This window comes from Rossellomorea aquimaris, assembly GCF_020172085.1.
Taxonomy (GTDB): Bacteria; Bacillota; Bacilli; order Bacillales; family Bacillaceae_B; genus Rossellomorea; species Rossellomorea aquimaris_E.
In genome coordinates, this window is sequence record NZ_JAIVAT010000003.1 from 1057315 (window position 1) to 1072730 (window position 15416).

General features: G+C 39.4%; 17 protein-coding genes. 12 read left to right on the forward strand and 5 right to left on the reverse strand.

Translation table 11 applies throughout. The annotated features are described in order from the left end of the window. Positions 1 to 22: 22 nt before the first annotated feature. Positions 23 to 637, reverse strand: a complete 615-nt coding sequence (locus tag LCL96_RS06230) for a PH domain-containing protein (RefSeq protein ID WP_224940555.1) — start codon at positions 635 to 637, stop codon at positions 23 to 25. Positions 638 to 835: 198 nt separating this feature from the next. On the opposite strand from LCL96_RS06230, the gene LCL96_RS06235 reads away from it, so the two are divergent. Beyond that, a complete protein-coding gene (locus LCL96_RS06235) occupies positions 836 to 1453 on the forward strand; it encodes an NUDIX hydrolase (RefSeq protein ID WP_224940556.1) in 618 nt (205 codons plus the stop codon). Positions 1454 to 2130: 677 nt separating this feature from the next. After that, entirely contained in the window at positions 2131 to 2580 is a 450-nt protein-coding gene (locus tag LCL96_RS06240; RefSeq protein ID WP_224940557.1) for a hypothetical protein, read from the forward strand. Between the two features lie 33 nt (positions 2581 to 2613). Here LCL96_RS06240 and LCL96_RS06245 read toward each other — a convergent pair whose 3' ends face one another. Continuing rightward, on the reverse strand, positions 2614 to 2865 hold the full coding sequence (locus tag LCL96_RS06245; RefSeq protein ID WP_224940558.1) for a DUF2164 domain-containing protein: 252 nt from the start codon (positions 2863 to 2865) through the stop codon (positions 2614 to 2616). 123 nt (positions 2866 to 2988) lie between these two features. After that, positions 2989 to 3459, reverse strand: a complete 471-nt coding sequence (locus LCL96_RS06250; protein ID WP_224940559.1) for an NUDIX domain-containing protein — start codon at positions 3457 to 3459, stop codon at positions 2989 to 2991. A gap of 147 nt (positions 3460 to 3606) precedes the next feature. On the opposite strand from LCL96_RS06250, the gene mscL reads away from it, so the two are divergent. The 4 genes from mscL to LCL96_RS06270 all read left to right on the forward strand — a co-directional run bounded on the left by mscL (position 3607) and on the right by LCL96_RS06270 (position 6690). Continuing rightward, the gene (gene mscL / locus LCL96_RS06255; RefSeq protein WP_224940560.1) at positions 3607 to 3990 is read left to right on the forward strand and encodes a large conductance mechanosensitive channel protein MscL; all 384 of its coding nucleotides are present in this window, start codon (positions 3607 to 3609) and stop codon (positions 3988 to 3990) included. 88 nt (positions 3991 to 4078) lie between these two features. Next, positions 4079 to 4633 (forward strand): DinB family protein, encoded by a 555-nt coding sequence (locus LCL96_RS06260; protein ID WP_224940561.1) that lies wholly within the window; start codon positions 4079 to 4081, stop codon positions 4631 to 4633. Between the two features lie 179 nt (positions 4634 to 4812). Continuing rightward, positions 4813 to 5010, forward strand: coding sequence for a cold-shock protein CspD (gene cspD / locus LCL96_RS06265; RefSeq protein WP_032088076.1), 198 nt, complete (start codon positions 4813 to 4815; stop codon positions 5008 to 5010). A gap of 150 nt (positions 5011 to 5160) precedes the next feature. Continuing rightward, complete coding sequence (locus tag LCL96_RS06270; protein WP_318246412.1) at positions 5161 to 6690, forward strand: MDR family MFS transporter; 1530 nt, start codon at positions 5161 to 5163, stop codon at positions 6688 to 6690. 452 nt (positions 6691 to 7142) lie between these two features. On the opposite strand, the gene LCL96_RS23400 is transcribed toward LCL96_RS06270, so the two are convergent. Next, positions 7143 to 7274 carry a hypothetical protein gene (locus LCL96_RS23400; protein WP_263628064.1) on the reverse strand — a complete coding sequence of 44 codons (132 nt, stop codon included), beginning with the start codon at positions 7272 to 7274 and terminating at the stop codon, positions 7143 to 7145. Between the two features lie 226 nt (positions 7275 to 7500). Here LCL96_RS23400 and LCL96_RS06275 point away from each other — a divergent pair, with 226 nt between their 5' ends. The 3 genes from LCL96_RS06275 (at position 7501) to LCL96_RS06285 (ending at position 10195) form a co-directional block, all read left to right on the forward strand. Beyond that, positions 7501 to 9012, forward strand: coding sequence for a BCCT family transporter (locus LCL96_RS06275; protein ID WP_224940562.1), 1512 nt, complete (start codon positions 7501 to 7503; stop codon positions 9010 to 9012). Between the two features lie 131 nt (positions 9013 to 9143). Then, a complete protein-coding gene (locus tag LCL96_RS06280; protein WP_224940563.1) occupies positions 9144 to 9848 on the forward strand; it encodes a peptidase E in 705 nt (234 codons plus the stop codon). 77 nt (positions 9849 to 9925) lie between these two features. Further along, complete coding sequence (locus LCL96_RS06285) at positions 9926 to 10195, forward strand: hypothetical protein (protein WP_224940564.1); 270 nt, start codon at positions 9926 to 9928, stop codon at positions 10193 to 10195. A 105-nt stretch (positions 10196 to 10300) separates the two neighbouring features. Here the strand turns inward: LCL96_RS06285 and LCL96_RS06290 are convergent, their stop codons facing one another. Beyond that, positions 10301 to 11392, reverse strand: coding sequence for an AI-2E family transporter (locus LCL96_RS06290; protein ID WP_224940565.1), 1092 nt, complete (start codon positions 11390 to 11392; stop codon positions 10301 to 10303). 271 nt (positions 11393 to 11663) lie between these two features. Here LCL96_RS06290 and LCL96_RS06295 point away from each other — a divergent pair, with 271 nt between their 5' ends. Genes LCL96_RS06295 through LCL96_RS06305 form a run of 3 tightly spaced genes read left to right on the forward strand, consistent with a single transcriptional unit; the run spans position 11664 to position 15389 of the window. Beyond that, positions 11664 to 13196: a spore germination protein gene (locus tag LCL96_RS06295; RefSeq protein WP_224940566.1), complete on the forward strand. Its 1533-nt coding sequence runs from the start codon at positions 11664 to 11666 to the stop codon at positions 13194 to 13196. Beyond that, the gene (locus LCL96_RS06300) at positions 13180 to 14289 is read left to right on the forward strand and encodes a GerAB/ArcD/ProY family transporter (RefSeq protein ID WP_224940567.1); all 1110 of its coding nucleotides are present in this window, start codon (positions 13180 to 13182) and stop codon (positions 14287 to 14289) included. The genes LCL96_RS06295 and LCL96_RS06300 overlap by 17 nt, the downstream gene beginning before the upstream one ends. After that, positions 14286 to 15389, forward strand: coding sequence for a Ger(x)C family spore germination protein (locus tag LCL96_RS06305; protein WP_224940568.1), 1104 nt, complete (start codon positions 14286 to 14288; stop codon positions 15387 to 15389). Before LCL96_RS06300 ends, LCL96_RS06305 begins: the two co-directional genes overlap by 4 nt. Positions 15390 to 15416 lie beyond the last annotated feature (27 nt).

Genomic DNA, 15416 nt, shown 5'->3' on the forward strand with positions numbered 1-15416 from the left:
TATTCCAGCCGGATCATGAAGGTTAATTTTGAATGAATGTTTCAAATACAAACCCAAAATCTTTTAAAGTAAACTCTTTTTTCTTATCTGATAACCAGTGAAAGGCATATTGGTTGACCTCTTTAAATTGTTCAACTATATTCGCATCATTTGTTTTCACTTGACCCAAAGTCGACGACGCAAGTTGAAGACTTTCATTGGCAAAAGAAGAGTAAATGCTATTGTCAGTAGTGATTTCACCAATCTTAATTAAAGATTTATATAGATCTTTCACTTCTGTTAAATGTTTTTTATGAACATCAATGGAATAGATGTCAGATCCGATCTTAAACTTGATTTCTACATCAAGATCGACTGTACCAGCAGTTTCGAGCAGGACATTCGAGAGTTGATATTTATAATAATCCAGACGGCGTAGCACCCGTTTTTTGCTGGCTGCACTGGTACCGTCCAGATGAATGAGAGCTTTGTTTGTAAAGCAATATTCATCGGCCTTTGATTTGATCAAGAAATAAATTTTTTCTCCATCCTCATGCATAATATAATCATCGGAATCGGCTTTATCGTAATCTGCCGGCTTGATGACTGTGCCGATATCACTTAAACCTAATACGTCTGAAGCAACTTTTCCAAACATGCTTTCAAATCCTTTCTATTTTGTACTGAAGATTCTTCTTTTTATTTTGAGAAGTATTCAATAGTATATCATAGTTTTATATAATGTATGGATAAATTTGGTATTTTCAATATTGAGCACCTTTGGTTTGGTGTTACATTCTGTTCATACTATAATAAAGAAAATCATAGAATAGATTATAGCAAAGGGGGGAATAGAATGAATGTGAACGAACTACTGATGCGCTTCAAGGACAGAACGCCTAAAGTGCTGGGAAGTGAAACATTTTCCGAATATGCTATTCTGCTTCCTTTAATAGAAGTGAATGGTGACATTCACGTTTTATTCGAAGTCCGCTCCTTGAGTATGCGGAGACAGCCGGGGGAAATATGTTTTCCAGGAGGCCGTATCGATCGAAAAGATTCTGATGAGAAGGCAGCTGCAAGCAGGGAGACGTCTGAAGAACTGGGAATTCATGAGAATACCATCTCGGACATATATCCGCTAGATTATATCGTGTCTCCTTTTGGGACCATTATTTACCCATATGTAGGCAGACTGAATGTAGCATTGGAAGAATTGCGTCCGAACCCAGCCGAAGTGGAAGAAATTTTCACAGCACCACTCTCTTATCTTCTTGAAAGAGAACCGGATTTGTACAATATCAAATTTAAAATGGAACCTGAAGAGAGCTTCCCTTATAAAAAGATTCCCGGTGGAGAAAAATACAATTGGCAGGCAAGAAATATGAAAGAACATTTCTATTACTATGAAGACAAAGTCATCTGGGGGCTCACCGCCCGTGTTCTGAATCATTTTATTAAACTTCTAAAGTAACCTTTGAATTGCCATTAAAACAAAAAAAATATAAAAAGAAATTCTACAATTATTTGTACGAATTGACATTCGTTTCGCTTTAATACTTTTTTCGATAATCTAATCTGTCGGAGAAGGTATTTTTATTTGTAAATTTGTAGCAAATTGAATGGTTTGTAAATGATTAGAAGGAGGTAAAGAGAAGTAACAGTTAGATGATGAAATAAGGAGAGGGGAAAAAATTATGATCATTCGTGCTAAATGCTGGAGAATGTTAAGTGTCCAGGAAAAACTGTTTATCCTGAAGGCGGTATGTAATAAGCATTTAAAAAAATAATCACTGGCCATGGAGCAACACGTATTGGTGGTATGATCAATTCAGGACTAGATCGTTCGGAAGTGTAGAATGACATACAGAAACCCCCATTCCAATCTGGGAATGGTATGGATACCATTGATCCAACCACCTGCCTATTCTTTTTAAGTATTGCTGGGTCTAGTATACCAGCAGACGGTATAAACTCCATTTCTATCCTCACCATATCCCTCTAATAACTTTATCATTTTTATATTCTCATCATTAAACATTAAACAAATCGAAGAATGTTCTCTTATCCGTAAGAAAAGCAAATGTTCTGGCACTCATAATAGATCTTTTGGTAAGATAATAGTGCACATACATAAGAGGAGGACAACAAGTGAAAGGATCAAAAGCAATATTGATTGTAGGTGTATTTTTTGCCATCCTTTTAGCAGGATGTAATCGGAATGCAGCAGACATGGTTGTAAAGGGTGGTGTAACGTGGAATGAAGAAGCGGACACACTTACCTTTTCCGGTGTTTTAACGGATGAAGCCCTAGAACCGGATACCAAGTTCCGTGCGCGTTTTTTCCTCCAGGGAAAAACAATCAAAAATGCACTTGGTACCGACTTGATCTATACGGATGAAGAGCTTAAGAGCCGATCGAAAGGAGAGGCTTCAAAAGAAATCAAGGTAGAAAAAACTGTAGATATTAAGAAAAGCGACGATATAGATAATATCATTAAGGAAATTAAGAACAAAGATAAAGAAGCGGTCACCATTGAAATCGTGAATGATAATGGCCGGATAGATGAAAAGGTTCTTCATGATATCGAAAAGGAGTAGGGTATACCCCTGCTCCTTTTTATGCAATATGCATCATTTGGGATTCACCGGTCTTTTTAATGCATAAAGATCGTCCTCAAGAAGAAGCATTTTATCCATCAACACATCCTTGGAATCCATCACTCCTTGATTGTACAGAAATGGACCAATTTCCTTCATGAAAAAATCAAACCAATTCTCAGCTCCCAAATCGCCGATTTCGTCCCCGGTTTGTTCATAATAAAAACTTTGTATCCTTCCAATCATCTCATCTTTCTGTTCTTTAGGTATCTTTGTGAACATCATATGTAACCCTCCTGTTTGGTTTCTTCCATCGTAACATAAGGGGGCCAATGAGGGATACGGAAGAAAGCCTCCGATTCTTCTTGATGTGTTGAAAGATGGGGAGTTCAATGTGTTATTCCGGGATCATTTCTTTATAAGCTCATTTTCTTCTATAAAAACTTCCTGCTCCTCTTTTTGGATATATTTCAAAATCCGGTCTTGTATCATAGGGTAAAGCACGATGGAATGAAGTTCTGATACTGGGACCCATCTGATACCGGTTTGTGAAGGGTCCGGCTGACTTGGTGAAAGTGTGGAATGATGATCTGTCCGCTTACAAGAGAAAAACATGGAAAGTGTATGTATCGGTCCATAATGATGTTTGTTTAGATGGGGTGCATACTCATATGTAAATGCTAACGATTCAACCTCTACTCTTGCGCCTGTTTCTTCAAATGCTTCTCTTACTACAGCCTCTTTAATCGATTCTCCTTCTTCAACGCCACCCGCGGGAAGATTATAATGAAGACCACGTTCGTCTTGGAACTCAGCCAATAATATTCTTCCTGTTTCTACAATGATAGCACCTGCACGAATTCTAATAGGGTATAACATTCCATCTCTCCTTTTCTGCATGAACTGGTGAAAGACCAGTTTAGCAGAAAGAAAACGTAACGACCATATAAATTTGTATAATTGTGGTAAACTAAGTCGGACATGGCTCGAATTCAGCTGTGATGAAAGGTATAAAGGAGAATGCTTATGTGGAAGGAATTTAAAAAATTTGCCGTAAAAGGGAATGTCATAGATCTCGCGGTGGCCGTTATCATTGGTGCCGCATTTGGCAAAATCGTCAAATCACTAGTTGATGACATCGTCATGCCTCTACTTGGAATTATACTTGGGGGGATCAGTTTTACAGATCTGAAGGTAACGGTAGGGGACGCCGTGATTACTTATGGAGTCTTCATTCAAAATGTAGTGGACTTTTTTCTTATAGCATGGGTTATATTCTTCATCGTACGATTATATAAAAAGTTGGAGAGAAAAGAAGAAGTAAAAACAGAAACTAAAGTCGATCAGAAAGAGGAACTCCTTAAGGAAATACGCGATCTTTTGAAGGAGACTTCAAATCAACCTCAATAGACCTTTTCAGACGAATTAGACTAATAATAAAGGGGATTTTCTTTTTGTATCCAATATAGTAAGTGAAGACCAAAAGGGGGACGTATAAATGGATATGAAAACAATTTACTTAATCAAAGAGAAAAATGGTATGAAGAAGGACTTTTCATTGCTTCTCTCCATGATGGATTATGCCAGATTCACTTCTATTCAAGAGGTGGAAGATATGTCAGTTGAAATGCTTGATTACCGTTGCCATGATGAAGCGAATTCCATCGGGATGCTGTTGGCTCATTTCGATGCAGTAGAGAAGATTTATCAAGTTCTCACGTTTGAAGAATGGACAAATGATGAAATTGAAGCATATGCGTCGACATTGGAACCTGCATTAAGTCTGGGAAACAAGGCTGCAGAAGTCATAAAAGGAAATGACGTCCGGTACTATTTGGAGAATCTTCAAAACACAAGAAGGAAGACGATTGAGCAATTTACTAAATTAGACGAGTCATGGCTTTATGAGGAAACAGATTGGTGGTACGGACAAAAGGGTAATAACTTCTTTAAATGGTTTCATGTCTTTGAAGATGAAATCAATCATAGGGGACAGATACGGATGATCAAAAAGTTATATGTAAAAGAAAATGGAAAGGCAATGACAGAGTAGGCTCACATTTACAATTAGACCCATTCGTTTCTTGAGTTTTGGATGACAATCTGTTATAGTAAAGATAGTTATTTTTGTTCGGTTAATATACATGATTGAAACACAATTCGTCTTGAATCTTAATCAGAGCAGGAATATAAATATTTTTATGTGCAACTGCACTAGGAGGTACATGTTTTATGTTACAAGGTAAAGTTAAATGGTTTAACGCTGAAAAAGGTTTCGGATTTATCGAAGTTGAAGGTCAAGACGATGTTTTTGTTCACTTCTCAGCTATTCAAGGTGAAGGATACAAATCATTAGAAGAAGGTCAAGACGTTACATTTGAAATCGTTGAAGGCGCTCGTGGACCACAAGCAGCTAACGTTCAAAAGTAATCCAACCGTATAATTTCAAACAGAGTACGTCGGCTGACGTGCTCTGTTTTTTTGTTCTAATGGATAATCAGTCCGGCTGGACAATCAGGGAGAAAGTTCTATAATATAATAGACACTTTGAGATTGTTTTATTATGGAAGGATGATCGTGTTGGTTGCAAAAGAAAGTAATATGAAATTGGCGCTTGCCGGATTATTGTTAGGGATCCTTATGTCGGCCATGGATAATACCATCGTTGCAACGGCTTTGGGATCTATCGTATCAGATCTGGGAGGTCTCGATCAATTCGTCTGGGTTACATCAGCGTATATGGTAGCAGTCATGGCCGGGATGCCGATTTTCGGGAAACTGTCTGATATGTACGGAAGGAAGCGGTTTTACATATTCGGTCTTTCGATCTTCCTGATTGGTTCCGCTCTTTGTGGGATTGCACAGGATATTGTTCAACTAAGTATATTCCGTGCCATCCAGGGGATCGGGGGAGGTGCACTTCTTCCTATCGCTTTTACGATTGTATTTGATTTATTCCCTCCTGAGAAACGTGGGAAAATGACCGGGCTCCTCGGAGCGGTATTTGGCTCTGCCTCTGTTTTTGGACCTTTGATTGGTGCCTTTTTGACGGATAACCTCAGTTGGCATTGGGTTTTTTATGTCAATGTTCCGATCGGACTTCTTTCTCTCTTTTTCATTACAACTGCTTATAAAGAATCCCCACAGCGATCTGATCAGAGAATTGATTGGGGAGGGGCTATTACGTTAGTGATAGCGGTTGTGAGTCTGATGTTTGCCCTTGAATTTGGAGGTAAAGAATTTCAATGGACATCATGGCCAATCATCGGATTATTCAGTTCTTTCCTGCTCTTTTTTATTAGCTTCTTATTGATTGAACGAAAAGTAACTGAGCCAATCATTTCATTTTGGATGTTTAAAAGTCCACTGTTTGCATCCGCACAGGCCCTGGCCTTTTTGTATGGTGCAGCCTTCATCATATTGACGATATTGATTCCGATTTTTGTTCAGGCTGTGTACGGAGGATCGGCTACAAATGCCGGGTTAATTTTAACCCCCTTGATGCTGGGATCAGTAGCAGGAAGCGCTGTGGCTGGAATACGGATGACCAAAACAAGCTATCGCAATATCATGTGGGTTTCAATCATTTCGTTCATTACAGGAATGGTGTTACTTGCGACAATGGAACCAGATACGAGTAGATGGTTATTGACACTTTATATGATCATAAGCGGATTTGGAGTCGGTTTTTCATTCTCATTACTTCCTAACGCCACGATCCATAAACTTGATCCAAGATTTAGAGGTTCTGCAAACTCGACGAACGCCTTCTTTCGTTCGCTTGGGATGACCATTGGAATAACGGTTTATGGTACCCTTCAAACCAAACTTTTTGCCTCGAATATGGAAAGTGCCTTCAAGGGGCAAGATGGCGGAGGTAATTTTCAGGGGGATCCACGTAGCATCTTCGAACCTGAAATGCGGGAGAAGATACCGGACTTTGTTCTTTCTAAGATCACTGACTCGATGTCAGACTCTATTACAACAACTTTTGCTTATGCATTGATACCGCTCGGTGTTGCGTTGGTATTTGTTTTCCTTATGGGCAATAGCAGGCTTGAAGTTAACAGCAATCTATCTACAGAGAATAGGGCGAAAGAGAATGAATAGATGCTTCCTGTCTGAAGTTCTCTTCCCCAATTAAGTTTATATTTTAGGTTTGTTATATTGGAGTGTTGAAGTTTTGTGGAAAAATGCTAAGAAATTTTTTGTTTTTACTGGAGTATTCCTGGGTGTCAGTCTTTTATTGAGTATCATAGCCGGTCTTATCATAACGAATATGTATGCCGATTCAGGTTATAAAGGCTCTCATCTCATTGGGACTTCCATAAATGTAATTTCAGCGGTGGTTGCGGTAGTGGTAGCCTACAAACCGTTTAAGAAAAAGAAACATAAAAGTTGATTTGTTCTTTACTGCAAGTAATTTACCTCCCCGAAGGAATTCGGGGAGGTTTTTTATATAGGTTTTGGGGATTTTCATTGATCATTATGTAATTCTAATGGAAAGAGACCAGTCAATTGACTGGTCTCTCTTTAAGTATCAAATTGGTTACTATGTTAGATTATTTGTTTTGTTGGTTTTGTTGGTTTTGTTGTTTAGCAGCTTTTTTAGCTTTTTGAGCAGCGTTTTGCTCTTGAGCGAATTCTGCTTCATTTTTTTGTTGTTGTGGCTTTTTGTTGTTATTATTTGTCATCTTTATCACCTCCGTCTCCTTTAATTTGCCCCGGTTTCCAAAAAAAATACTCCTAATATGAATTTTTTTCTCCACCTGTTTTCAAGACGTTAACAACACATTTCCATTAACTTACTAGTTTATAAATCTGGGTTGGAGGGTATCAATAAGTTCATGCTTTTATTTCTTTATTACATATTGGATTGTGTATATTGAATTGACTCAAATGGATTAAGGGGGAAGTTAGTTGAAAAATTTCACATCAATGTTTTGGATTGCGATTTCTATAGGGGTGATTTTTGTCCTGTGGGGAGTCATATTTCCCCAAGGGTTAATTGATGTCATGACGAAAACGCAAGGAGTTCTCCTTGATAAGTTTGGCTGGTTTTATCAATTTTCCGCTACGTTCTTTTTTATCATCGCGATCTTTTTTGCCTTGAGTAAGTACGGAAAGATTCGCTTAGGAAAAGATACGGACCGTCCGGAATATTCGACCTTAACTTGGTTTGCGATGCTTTTTAGTGCTGGCATGGGTATAGGTCTTCTGTTCTACGGGGTATCTGAACCTGTTTCCCATTACGGGACACCTCCATTCGGTAAGGGTGGAACCATTGAATCGGCGAAGATAGGGTTAAGATATACGTATCTTCATTGGGGATTCCATGCATGGGCTATTTATGCTGTCGTTGCACTTGCACTTGCTTATTACAAGTTCAGGAAAGGTATGCCTGGACTAATGAGCGCGACTCTCTATCCCGTCATTGGTGATAAAGCGAAAGGTCCGATTGGCTATGTTGTTGATATTATTGCCGTATTTGCAACCATCTTCGGGGTAGCCATCTCATTAGGGATCGGAGCTCAGCAAATTAACAGCGGTCTCAATTACCTTATGGACATTCCCATTAATTTTACGACGCAACTGATTATTATGGGAATTGCTACGGTACTTTATATTACATCTGCATCCACAGGGTTATCGAAGGGAATCAAATATTTGAGCAATGCCAATATGATACTGGCAGTTGTGTTATTCATGGTTTTCCTCGTCGTGGGACCTTCGCAATTCGTCCTGGAATTGTTTTTGACCACATTTGGAAGCTATGTTCAGAACCTTCCAAGTATGGGATTACGCTTCTCGCCATTTAATGTAGAAAATAACCAATGGGTGAAGGATTGGACGATTTTTTACTGGGCGTGGTGGATCTCCTGGACTCCGTTTGTAGGAACGTTTATTGCCAGGGTTTCAAAAGGAAGAACCGTGCGGGAATTCATTATTGCGGTCATTATCGTTCCAACTATCGTTTGTTCACTTTGGTTTGGCGTTTTTGGGGGAACCGGACTGTATTTTGATCTTGTAAAAGGAATAGATGTGGCAGGACAAAGCCTGGAAACAGCATTATTCTACGTTTATGATCAAATGCCGTTAAGTGGGGTCCTATCGGTCATTTCCCTGTTCCTGATCATCACATTCTTTGTCACTTCGGCAGATTCTGCCACCTTTGTGCTAGGGATGCAAACATCAAATGGAAGTTTGAATCCTCCATTTTTCGTAAAATTCAGCTGGGGGATCGTTTTAGCAGCCATCGCAGCAATCTTAATGGGATCAGGCGGAATCAGTGGGTTGCAGGCTGCTACCATCATTACGGCACTTCCACTCGGTGTCATCTTACTCGTCATGACCTATGGGTTGATCATTTCATTCCAAAAGGATATCGGGATGAAAGGCAAAAGAAATACAGAGTCCGAAACAAGTAAATAAAGCACATCCTTCCCCCTCTATCAAATGATAGGGGGGAATTTTTTATAGTGAGAATCATTCAATAGAATATCACTACTATCTTGATTCATTTGGTAGAATATAGATACATTAAAATGAAAGTGGGGATGGTTTTGAGACAGATAATCGCAATGGGTGGGGGCGGATTCTCGATGGAACCGGAAAACCTGTTACTGGATCAGTACATATTAGAACAAGCAGGAACAATAAAGCCTAACGTTTGTTTCCTGCCTACAGCCAGTGGAGATGCTGATAGTTATATTGAACGATTTTACAAAGCCTTTTCAACACTCATATGTGAACCATCTCATCTTTCTTTATTCAAGCCAAGCACCAGGGATATTGAAGGTTTCCTTCTTGAAAAAGATATCATTTATGTAGGAGGGGGGAATACGAAAAATATGCTAGCCATATGGAGAGAGTGGGAACTGGACAAGACCTTAAGGAAGGCTTGGGAATCGGGGACCATTCTTGCAGGGCTGAGTGCAGGATCGATTTGCTGGTTTGAAGAAGGGACTACTGATTCCTATGGAGATGGATTAGAGCCCATTAAGGGATTGGGATTGATTGCAGGAAGTCATTCCCCACACTATGACGGTGAAGAAAACCGTCGTCCTCTGTATCACTCTTATATCCAAAGGGGAGAATTGGAAGGCGGCTATGCAGCTGATGATGGGGCAGCTCTGCATTTTATCGATGGTGAACTTGCCAGGGTCGTCAGTTCAAGAGAACAAGCATCTGCCTACCGGGTTGAGAGTAAAGGTGGAAAGGTTCAAGAAACAAAATTGCCGACGGAGTATTTAGGAAATTCGATATGATGATTTAGAAGCATGCATACTTTGGTTGCGTTCCACATAGGGATAGTGATGAGTCTTTTCAAAGGAGGAGAAACATCATGAATGAAGATAAGCGCAATACAGCAAGTGATCTGGTGAAGAATACGTCGAAGCAGGCTAGTGAGCTTCTGAATAAAACGGCAGACACGGCCAATGGAATCATTAAGAGTGTAAGTGGAGAAGGCGGGTTGGTTGGGAAAGTATCGGATACGTCTACGGACTTTGTGAAAAATGTCAGCAATGCCGGAAACAAAGCTATAGGTAAAACCGTTGATTCAGCAGGTAAAGCAGTGAAAGGTGCTTCGAATAAACTTTTCAAAAAGAAATGAATTACTATCAATGAAGCAATTTCCAAGAAGGAGATTGCTTCATTTTTTTATGGGAAACCATACATAAAAAAACAACCGGGTGTTTTCCCGGTTGTTTCCATTTTGTTAGTCCTGTATGGAAGATCTTCGTAATTTAATGAACTTCACCGAATTCAATACGATTGTTTTTGACACGGCATACGTTGGCACAGCTAAAATCATTCCCAGTATCCCTGCTAAATTACCTGCAACAAGTAATAAGATAATGATTGTCGCTGGATGCGTATCCAACCGCTTGCCCAGAATAAGGGGAGAAAGAAGGTTACCCTCAACTTGCTGTGCGATTGTGACAACGACAACCACCAGAATCGCTTTTGTAGGAGAATCAAATAAGGCAACGATGATGGCAGGTGCCGCACCAATGAACGGTCCGATGAACGGAATGATGTTTGTAACGGCCCCGATCAGCGCCATAACCAAGGCATATGGTAAACCGATAATTAAATAACCGATAAAGGTAAGAGTGCCGACAAAAGAAGCGACGGTTAATTGTCCCTGTATGTATGCGGCGAGTGTTTCACTCGTGTCCTTTAGGGTATTGATTCCTTCTTCGCGGTATGCAGGAGGCAGGAATTTCGAAATCGCCCTTGGAAATTTATGTCCATCCTTGAACATGAAGAACAGCAGGAACGGTACGGTTACGATCAGGATTGTAATACTCGTCAATACACTCAATAACCCCTTTAATGCGGTAGTGATATTATCAGGTAATGTATTAGCGAAATCCACCAGCTGATTCTCGATATCCTTCAGAGACACATAATCCTGATTCATCATCCATTTGAACTGCTGTGTTTCAGACAAGTATTCAATGAAATTCCTTGTTTGTCGCGCATACTCCGGCAGCGCATTGAATAATGCCGTCACCTGACGGGTAATGACAGGTGCGATATTTCCAATGATCAATACCATTGCCCCGATGATCGCCGCATATAAGACGATGATCGCAAGAGTACGAGGCAACCTTGCTTTAACGAGAAGATTCACTAATGGGTTTAATAAAAAATACAGAAAGCCAGAAATGATAATCGGGAAAAATAATGTAGATGCAAATACAACGATCGGTTCAAAAAGAAAGGAAATCTTAGTTGAAACATAAATGATGGTTAGAATAATAAGAATTTGTAAGCTCCAGGAATACATCTTGTTCTTGGTCAACCTATTCACCTCTATCGACTTGTTTATCTGATTAAGTATAACAAAAACAGGTAGGTAAACCCTACTAATATCTTATTGGAAAATGGAAAATTTTTTATAGTGATCAATTGGTAGGTTACTTAAACACTCTTACTCTATATAGAATCATTGGACAGGAATGAATCGAACGATGATGTTACTTCCGTTGTAATAGCCAGTCGGAAGTCCTTGAATAACATAGCTTTATGTGGACACCCTACATGGTAATAAACTCTGTCAGAAGGTGTTACACATGGGAAGGTCATTTAAGACGAGATCAACACGAAAATTAATTAATCCGGTGCCAGAAGAAGAAAAAGTCATCGTTTCTTCCCCTCTTGACTTAGAGGAGCGGGTAACGTTTATTCAAGAAGGTCTATTTCTGACAGATGATCTCACCATTAGAGACATGATCTTTAATGAAAGAAGAATGAAACTTTTTTTTATCAATTCGATTGTTGATGTAAAGAGTATACAGACCAATGTCATCAAACCCATGCAGGAACATCCCTTTGGAAACATTAGTAATATTGTAAATGGAGCAACGATTAATGAGACCGTTGATCTCCAAGTGGCACTAGATGCCTTGGTGGATGGTTCATGCTTGCTTATGGGAGAAAACGAAGAATGCATGCAGATGATCCTAGCACCGAAAGATCAGTCTGCACAACGTATTGAACCGATGAATGAAAAGGTCATTAGGGGGTCACACCAAGGGTTCGGTGAAAAAGTCGCCGAAAATGTTCAATTCATTAGAGAGAGAATCACCAATAGAAAAGTGACAGTAAAATATTCTCATGTAGGAGAAACGACTAAAACTAAGTATGCACTGGTGAGTATTTCCACATTGACGGATCCCGCTATTATTAAGACCATTGAAGATAGGATTTCTTCTATTGAGGCAGATTCCATCCAATCTCCTGGATATTTCGAAGAATTTCTTGAAGATAGTTCGTTTTCACCTTTTCCCCAGTTTTTAAATACCGAGAGACCGGATAGAGTGGTGGCCAATCTGATGGAAGGGAGAATGGCTCTTTTCATGGAGGGGAGTCCAACAGCATTGATCTTTCCAGTTTCATTCTTCAGTTTTTTTCAAACCGCAGAGGATTACAATACGCGTCCATTTATTGCTTCTTTCCTACGACTGATCAGATTGGTCAGTTTCATTACTACTTTGTGCCTGCCAGCATTCTATATTGCTGTTATTTCTTATAACTATGAAGTCATACCTGTCGAAATTATCTTTTCTATCAAAAGCTCATTAGAGTATTTGCCCTTTCCTCCACTTATCGAAGCAGCCATTATGCAGTTCACACTGGAATTATTACGTGAAGCCGCCATTCGGTTGCCTAATCCTGTAGCTCAAACCATCGGTGTGGTAGGAGGTCTCGTCATCGGGACTGCAGTTGTAGAAGCGAATTTTGTCTCAAATACAATGGTTATTGTGGTCGCCATCACCGCGATTTCATCATTCGTTATCCCATCCAATGAACTTAGTACTTCGTTGAGGATATTAGGATTTCCATTGATGGTTTTAGCGGCATTATTCGGGTTCTTTGGAATTGTCATAGGTTTGATGTTTACATTCATACATATGTCCAAGCTAAAGTCTCTTGGTCACTACTATTTATATCCGTTGGCCCCCCTCGATGTAAAGGCTTGGAGAGATACATTTATACGGGTTCCTATATGGTTAATGAAAGAGAGGCCGAAAGATTTAAAAGCGATTTATAAATGGAAAACGACGGATCCCAGAAGGTGGAAAAAGAATGAACAATCAGACTAAACTGGGTGGACTGCAGCTCACATTTTTCATTCTCCAGACACAGATCGGTGTCGGTATATTGGGCCTTCCGTTCAATGTCTATTTAAAATCAAAGCAAGATGCTTGGATCTCAGTTCTTTTAGCTGGACTACTCGTACAGGGGGTCATCTTCCTTCTATGGTTTTTGGGCAGGCGTTTTCCTTCTAAGTCCATTTTTGAATACTCAAAGATATTACTTGGCAAAGTGACAGGGACGATACTTAATTGCGGGTACATCCTATATGGACTCTTGGTGACCGCACTGGTTTTAATGTATTCAACGAAAATCATTAAAATGTGGGTGTTGGTTTTTACCCCTAAATGGATCATTATGTTTCTCTTAATCGCCACAGCCATGTACTTGGCGAAAGAAGATGTCATTGGGATTAGCAATATCTATGTCGTCGTATCCAGTCTTATCGTATTCCTTCTTATCATCTCGATCCTGGTTCTTGTGACCTATCCGGTTGATTACAGATATTTGTTTCCCATTGCCCATTCAGGAGGTTTAAATTGGTTGAAGGGGGCCAATGAAGCATATTTTTCCATGCTTGGCTTTGAGTTATTGCTCATTTTATATCCTCACTTTAATCAGATTGGATCTACAGCCATCTTGAAGTCGGTCACAGTTGCCAATATTAGCGTGACGGTCATTTATTGCTTTATGACGATCGTCAGTATAGTGACTTTCAGCCCCACTGAAATCGAAATTGTTCCACAGCCAGTCTTATATTTTGTGAAGTCTCTGTATTTAAAGATCATCGAGCGTATTGACCTTGTTTTTGTATCCCTGTGGATTGTTAACGTTATCACCTCGCTTACGAGTTATTTGTTTTTTTCAACGGAAGGAACCTCATTCTTTATTAGGAAGGTCAAGAAAATCAAACGTACCTTTCTTCCGGTCATTTTTGGCATTATTGGACTGATCATTGCCTTATTGGTGAAAAATGAACAAATGGAATTGTACAACAAGTCAATTATTTATATGAGTTATGTATTTGTCATTTTCATTCCTATTATGCTGCTGGGCATATCTTTTTTGTTCAAAAAACATGAAAGGGAGAAGCGGTCATGAAAAAGAATAGAATTCTTATCCTATTCATCATAGGTTCCTTGACCTTGTCAGGATGTTGGGATCAAAGGCTGTTAAAAAACGGGAGGCTGGTATTCTCCTCAGCCTTTGATTTAACACCTGAAGGAAATATACATGCCACATCCATCATACGAGATTTTAAAGAAGGAGTACCAACCAATACTGAAGTAGAGGCAGATGCACGAACGATTCGAGAATTGCGAATGCATATGGATCGGAAGATATCTGGCACTTTTGAACCGTCTAAGAATCGAATATTTTTACTTGGTGAAAGCTTAGCAAAGAAAGATGTATACGATTTCCTTGATATTTTTTACCGGGACCCTAACAGTTCCATTTCTGCAAAATTAGCAGTAGCAGAAGGAGAAGCAGGAGATATTCTCAGATTGATTGAACAAAAAAATGTCCTAATATCTGAATTTCTTATTGAATCCATTACCTCGGCCGAGTCATTTACCGGTGCCCCAAAAGTGAATCTACAATCTGTGTGTACAACCATGTTTGATGAGGGGAAAGACTTCTTCGTGCCCCTTTTTAAAATTAAAGATGAAGAAGTCATTATGGACGGAACCGCACTATTTCATAAGCGAGCAATGTCAGGAACACTGTCTGTTCCTGAATCGACCCTTATGCTAATATTAATGAACCAAAAGGGGAAGGTCGCAAGAGTTGTTACGAAAGTGGACAGTGGTCACAAGGTGAATATTGAAAACTATATTACATATAATTTGGTGGACCCTAAGACCAAATTAAAATTAATATCAACGACACCTGGAAATATACAGGTTGAATTGACAATGAAGACAAGTGCATCAATTGTGGAGTTTCCTCAGGATAAATTGGCAGATAAAGCAAAAATAAAGGAATTGGAAAAACAAATAAAAGAGCATCTGGAGAAAGAAACAGAAGAGGTCATCCAGAAAATCCAGGAAGCAAATTCCGATTTATTGGGGATAGGAAGAGAGTTAATCGCCTTTCACCCGAAGGATTGGGAAGAGTTAGACTGGGAAAAGGAATACCCGACCATCACCATAAAACCTACTATTGATTTGAAAATTGTCGGGAACGGAATCATCAATTAATATTGAGAAAAGATCTTGCCCAAATGG

Coding starts and splice junctions, on each gene's coding strand:
- LCL96_RS06230 (WP_224940555.1), bottom strand. CDS start 637: ATGTTTGGAAAAGTTGCTTCAGACGTATTAGGTTTAAGTGATATCGGC.
- LCL96_RS06235 (WP_224940556.1), top strand. CDS start 836: ATGAATGTGAACGAACTACTGATGCGCTTCAAGGACAGAACGCCTAAA.
- LCL96_RS06245 (WP_224940558.1), bottom strand. CDS start 2,865: ATGATGTTCACAAAGATACCTAAAGAACAGAAAGATGAGATGATTGGA.
- LCL96_RS06250 (WP_224940559.1), bottom strand. CDS start 3,459: ATGTTATACCCTATTAGAATTCGTGCAGGTGCTATCATTGTAGAAACA.
- mscL (WP_224940560.1), top strand. CDS start 3,607: ATGTGGAAGGAATTTAAAAAATTTGCCGTAAAAGGGAATGTCATAGAT.
- LCL96_RS06260 (WP_224940561.1), top strand. CDS start 4,079: ATGGATATGAAAACAATTTACTTAATCAAAGAGAAAAATGGTATGAAG.
- cspD (WP_032088076.1), top strand. CDS start 4,813: ATGTTACAAGGTAAAGTTAAATGGTTTAACGCTGAAAAAGGTTTCGGA.
- LCL96_RS23400 (WP_263628064.1), bottom strand. CDS start 7,274: ATGACAAATAATAACAACAAAAAGCCACAACAACAAAAAAATGAAGCA.
- LCL96_RS06285 (WP_224940564.1), top strand. CDS start 9,926: ATGAATGAAGATAAGCGCAATACAGCAAGTGATCTGGTGAAGAATACG.
- LCL96_RS06295 (WP_224940566.1), top strand. CDS start 11,664: ATGGGAAGGTCATTTAAGACGAGATCAACACGAAAATTAATTAATCCG.
- LCL96_RS06300 (WP_224940567.1), top strand. CDS start 13,180: ATGAACAATCAGACTAAACTGGGTGGACTGCAGCTCACATTTTTCATT.
- LCL96_RS06305 (WP_224940568.1), top strand. CDS start 14,286: ATGAAAAAGAATAGAATTCTTATCCTATTCATCATAGGTTCCTTGACC.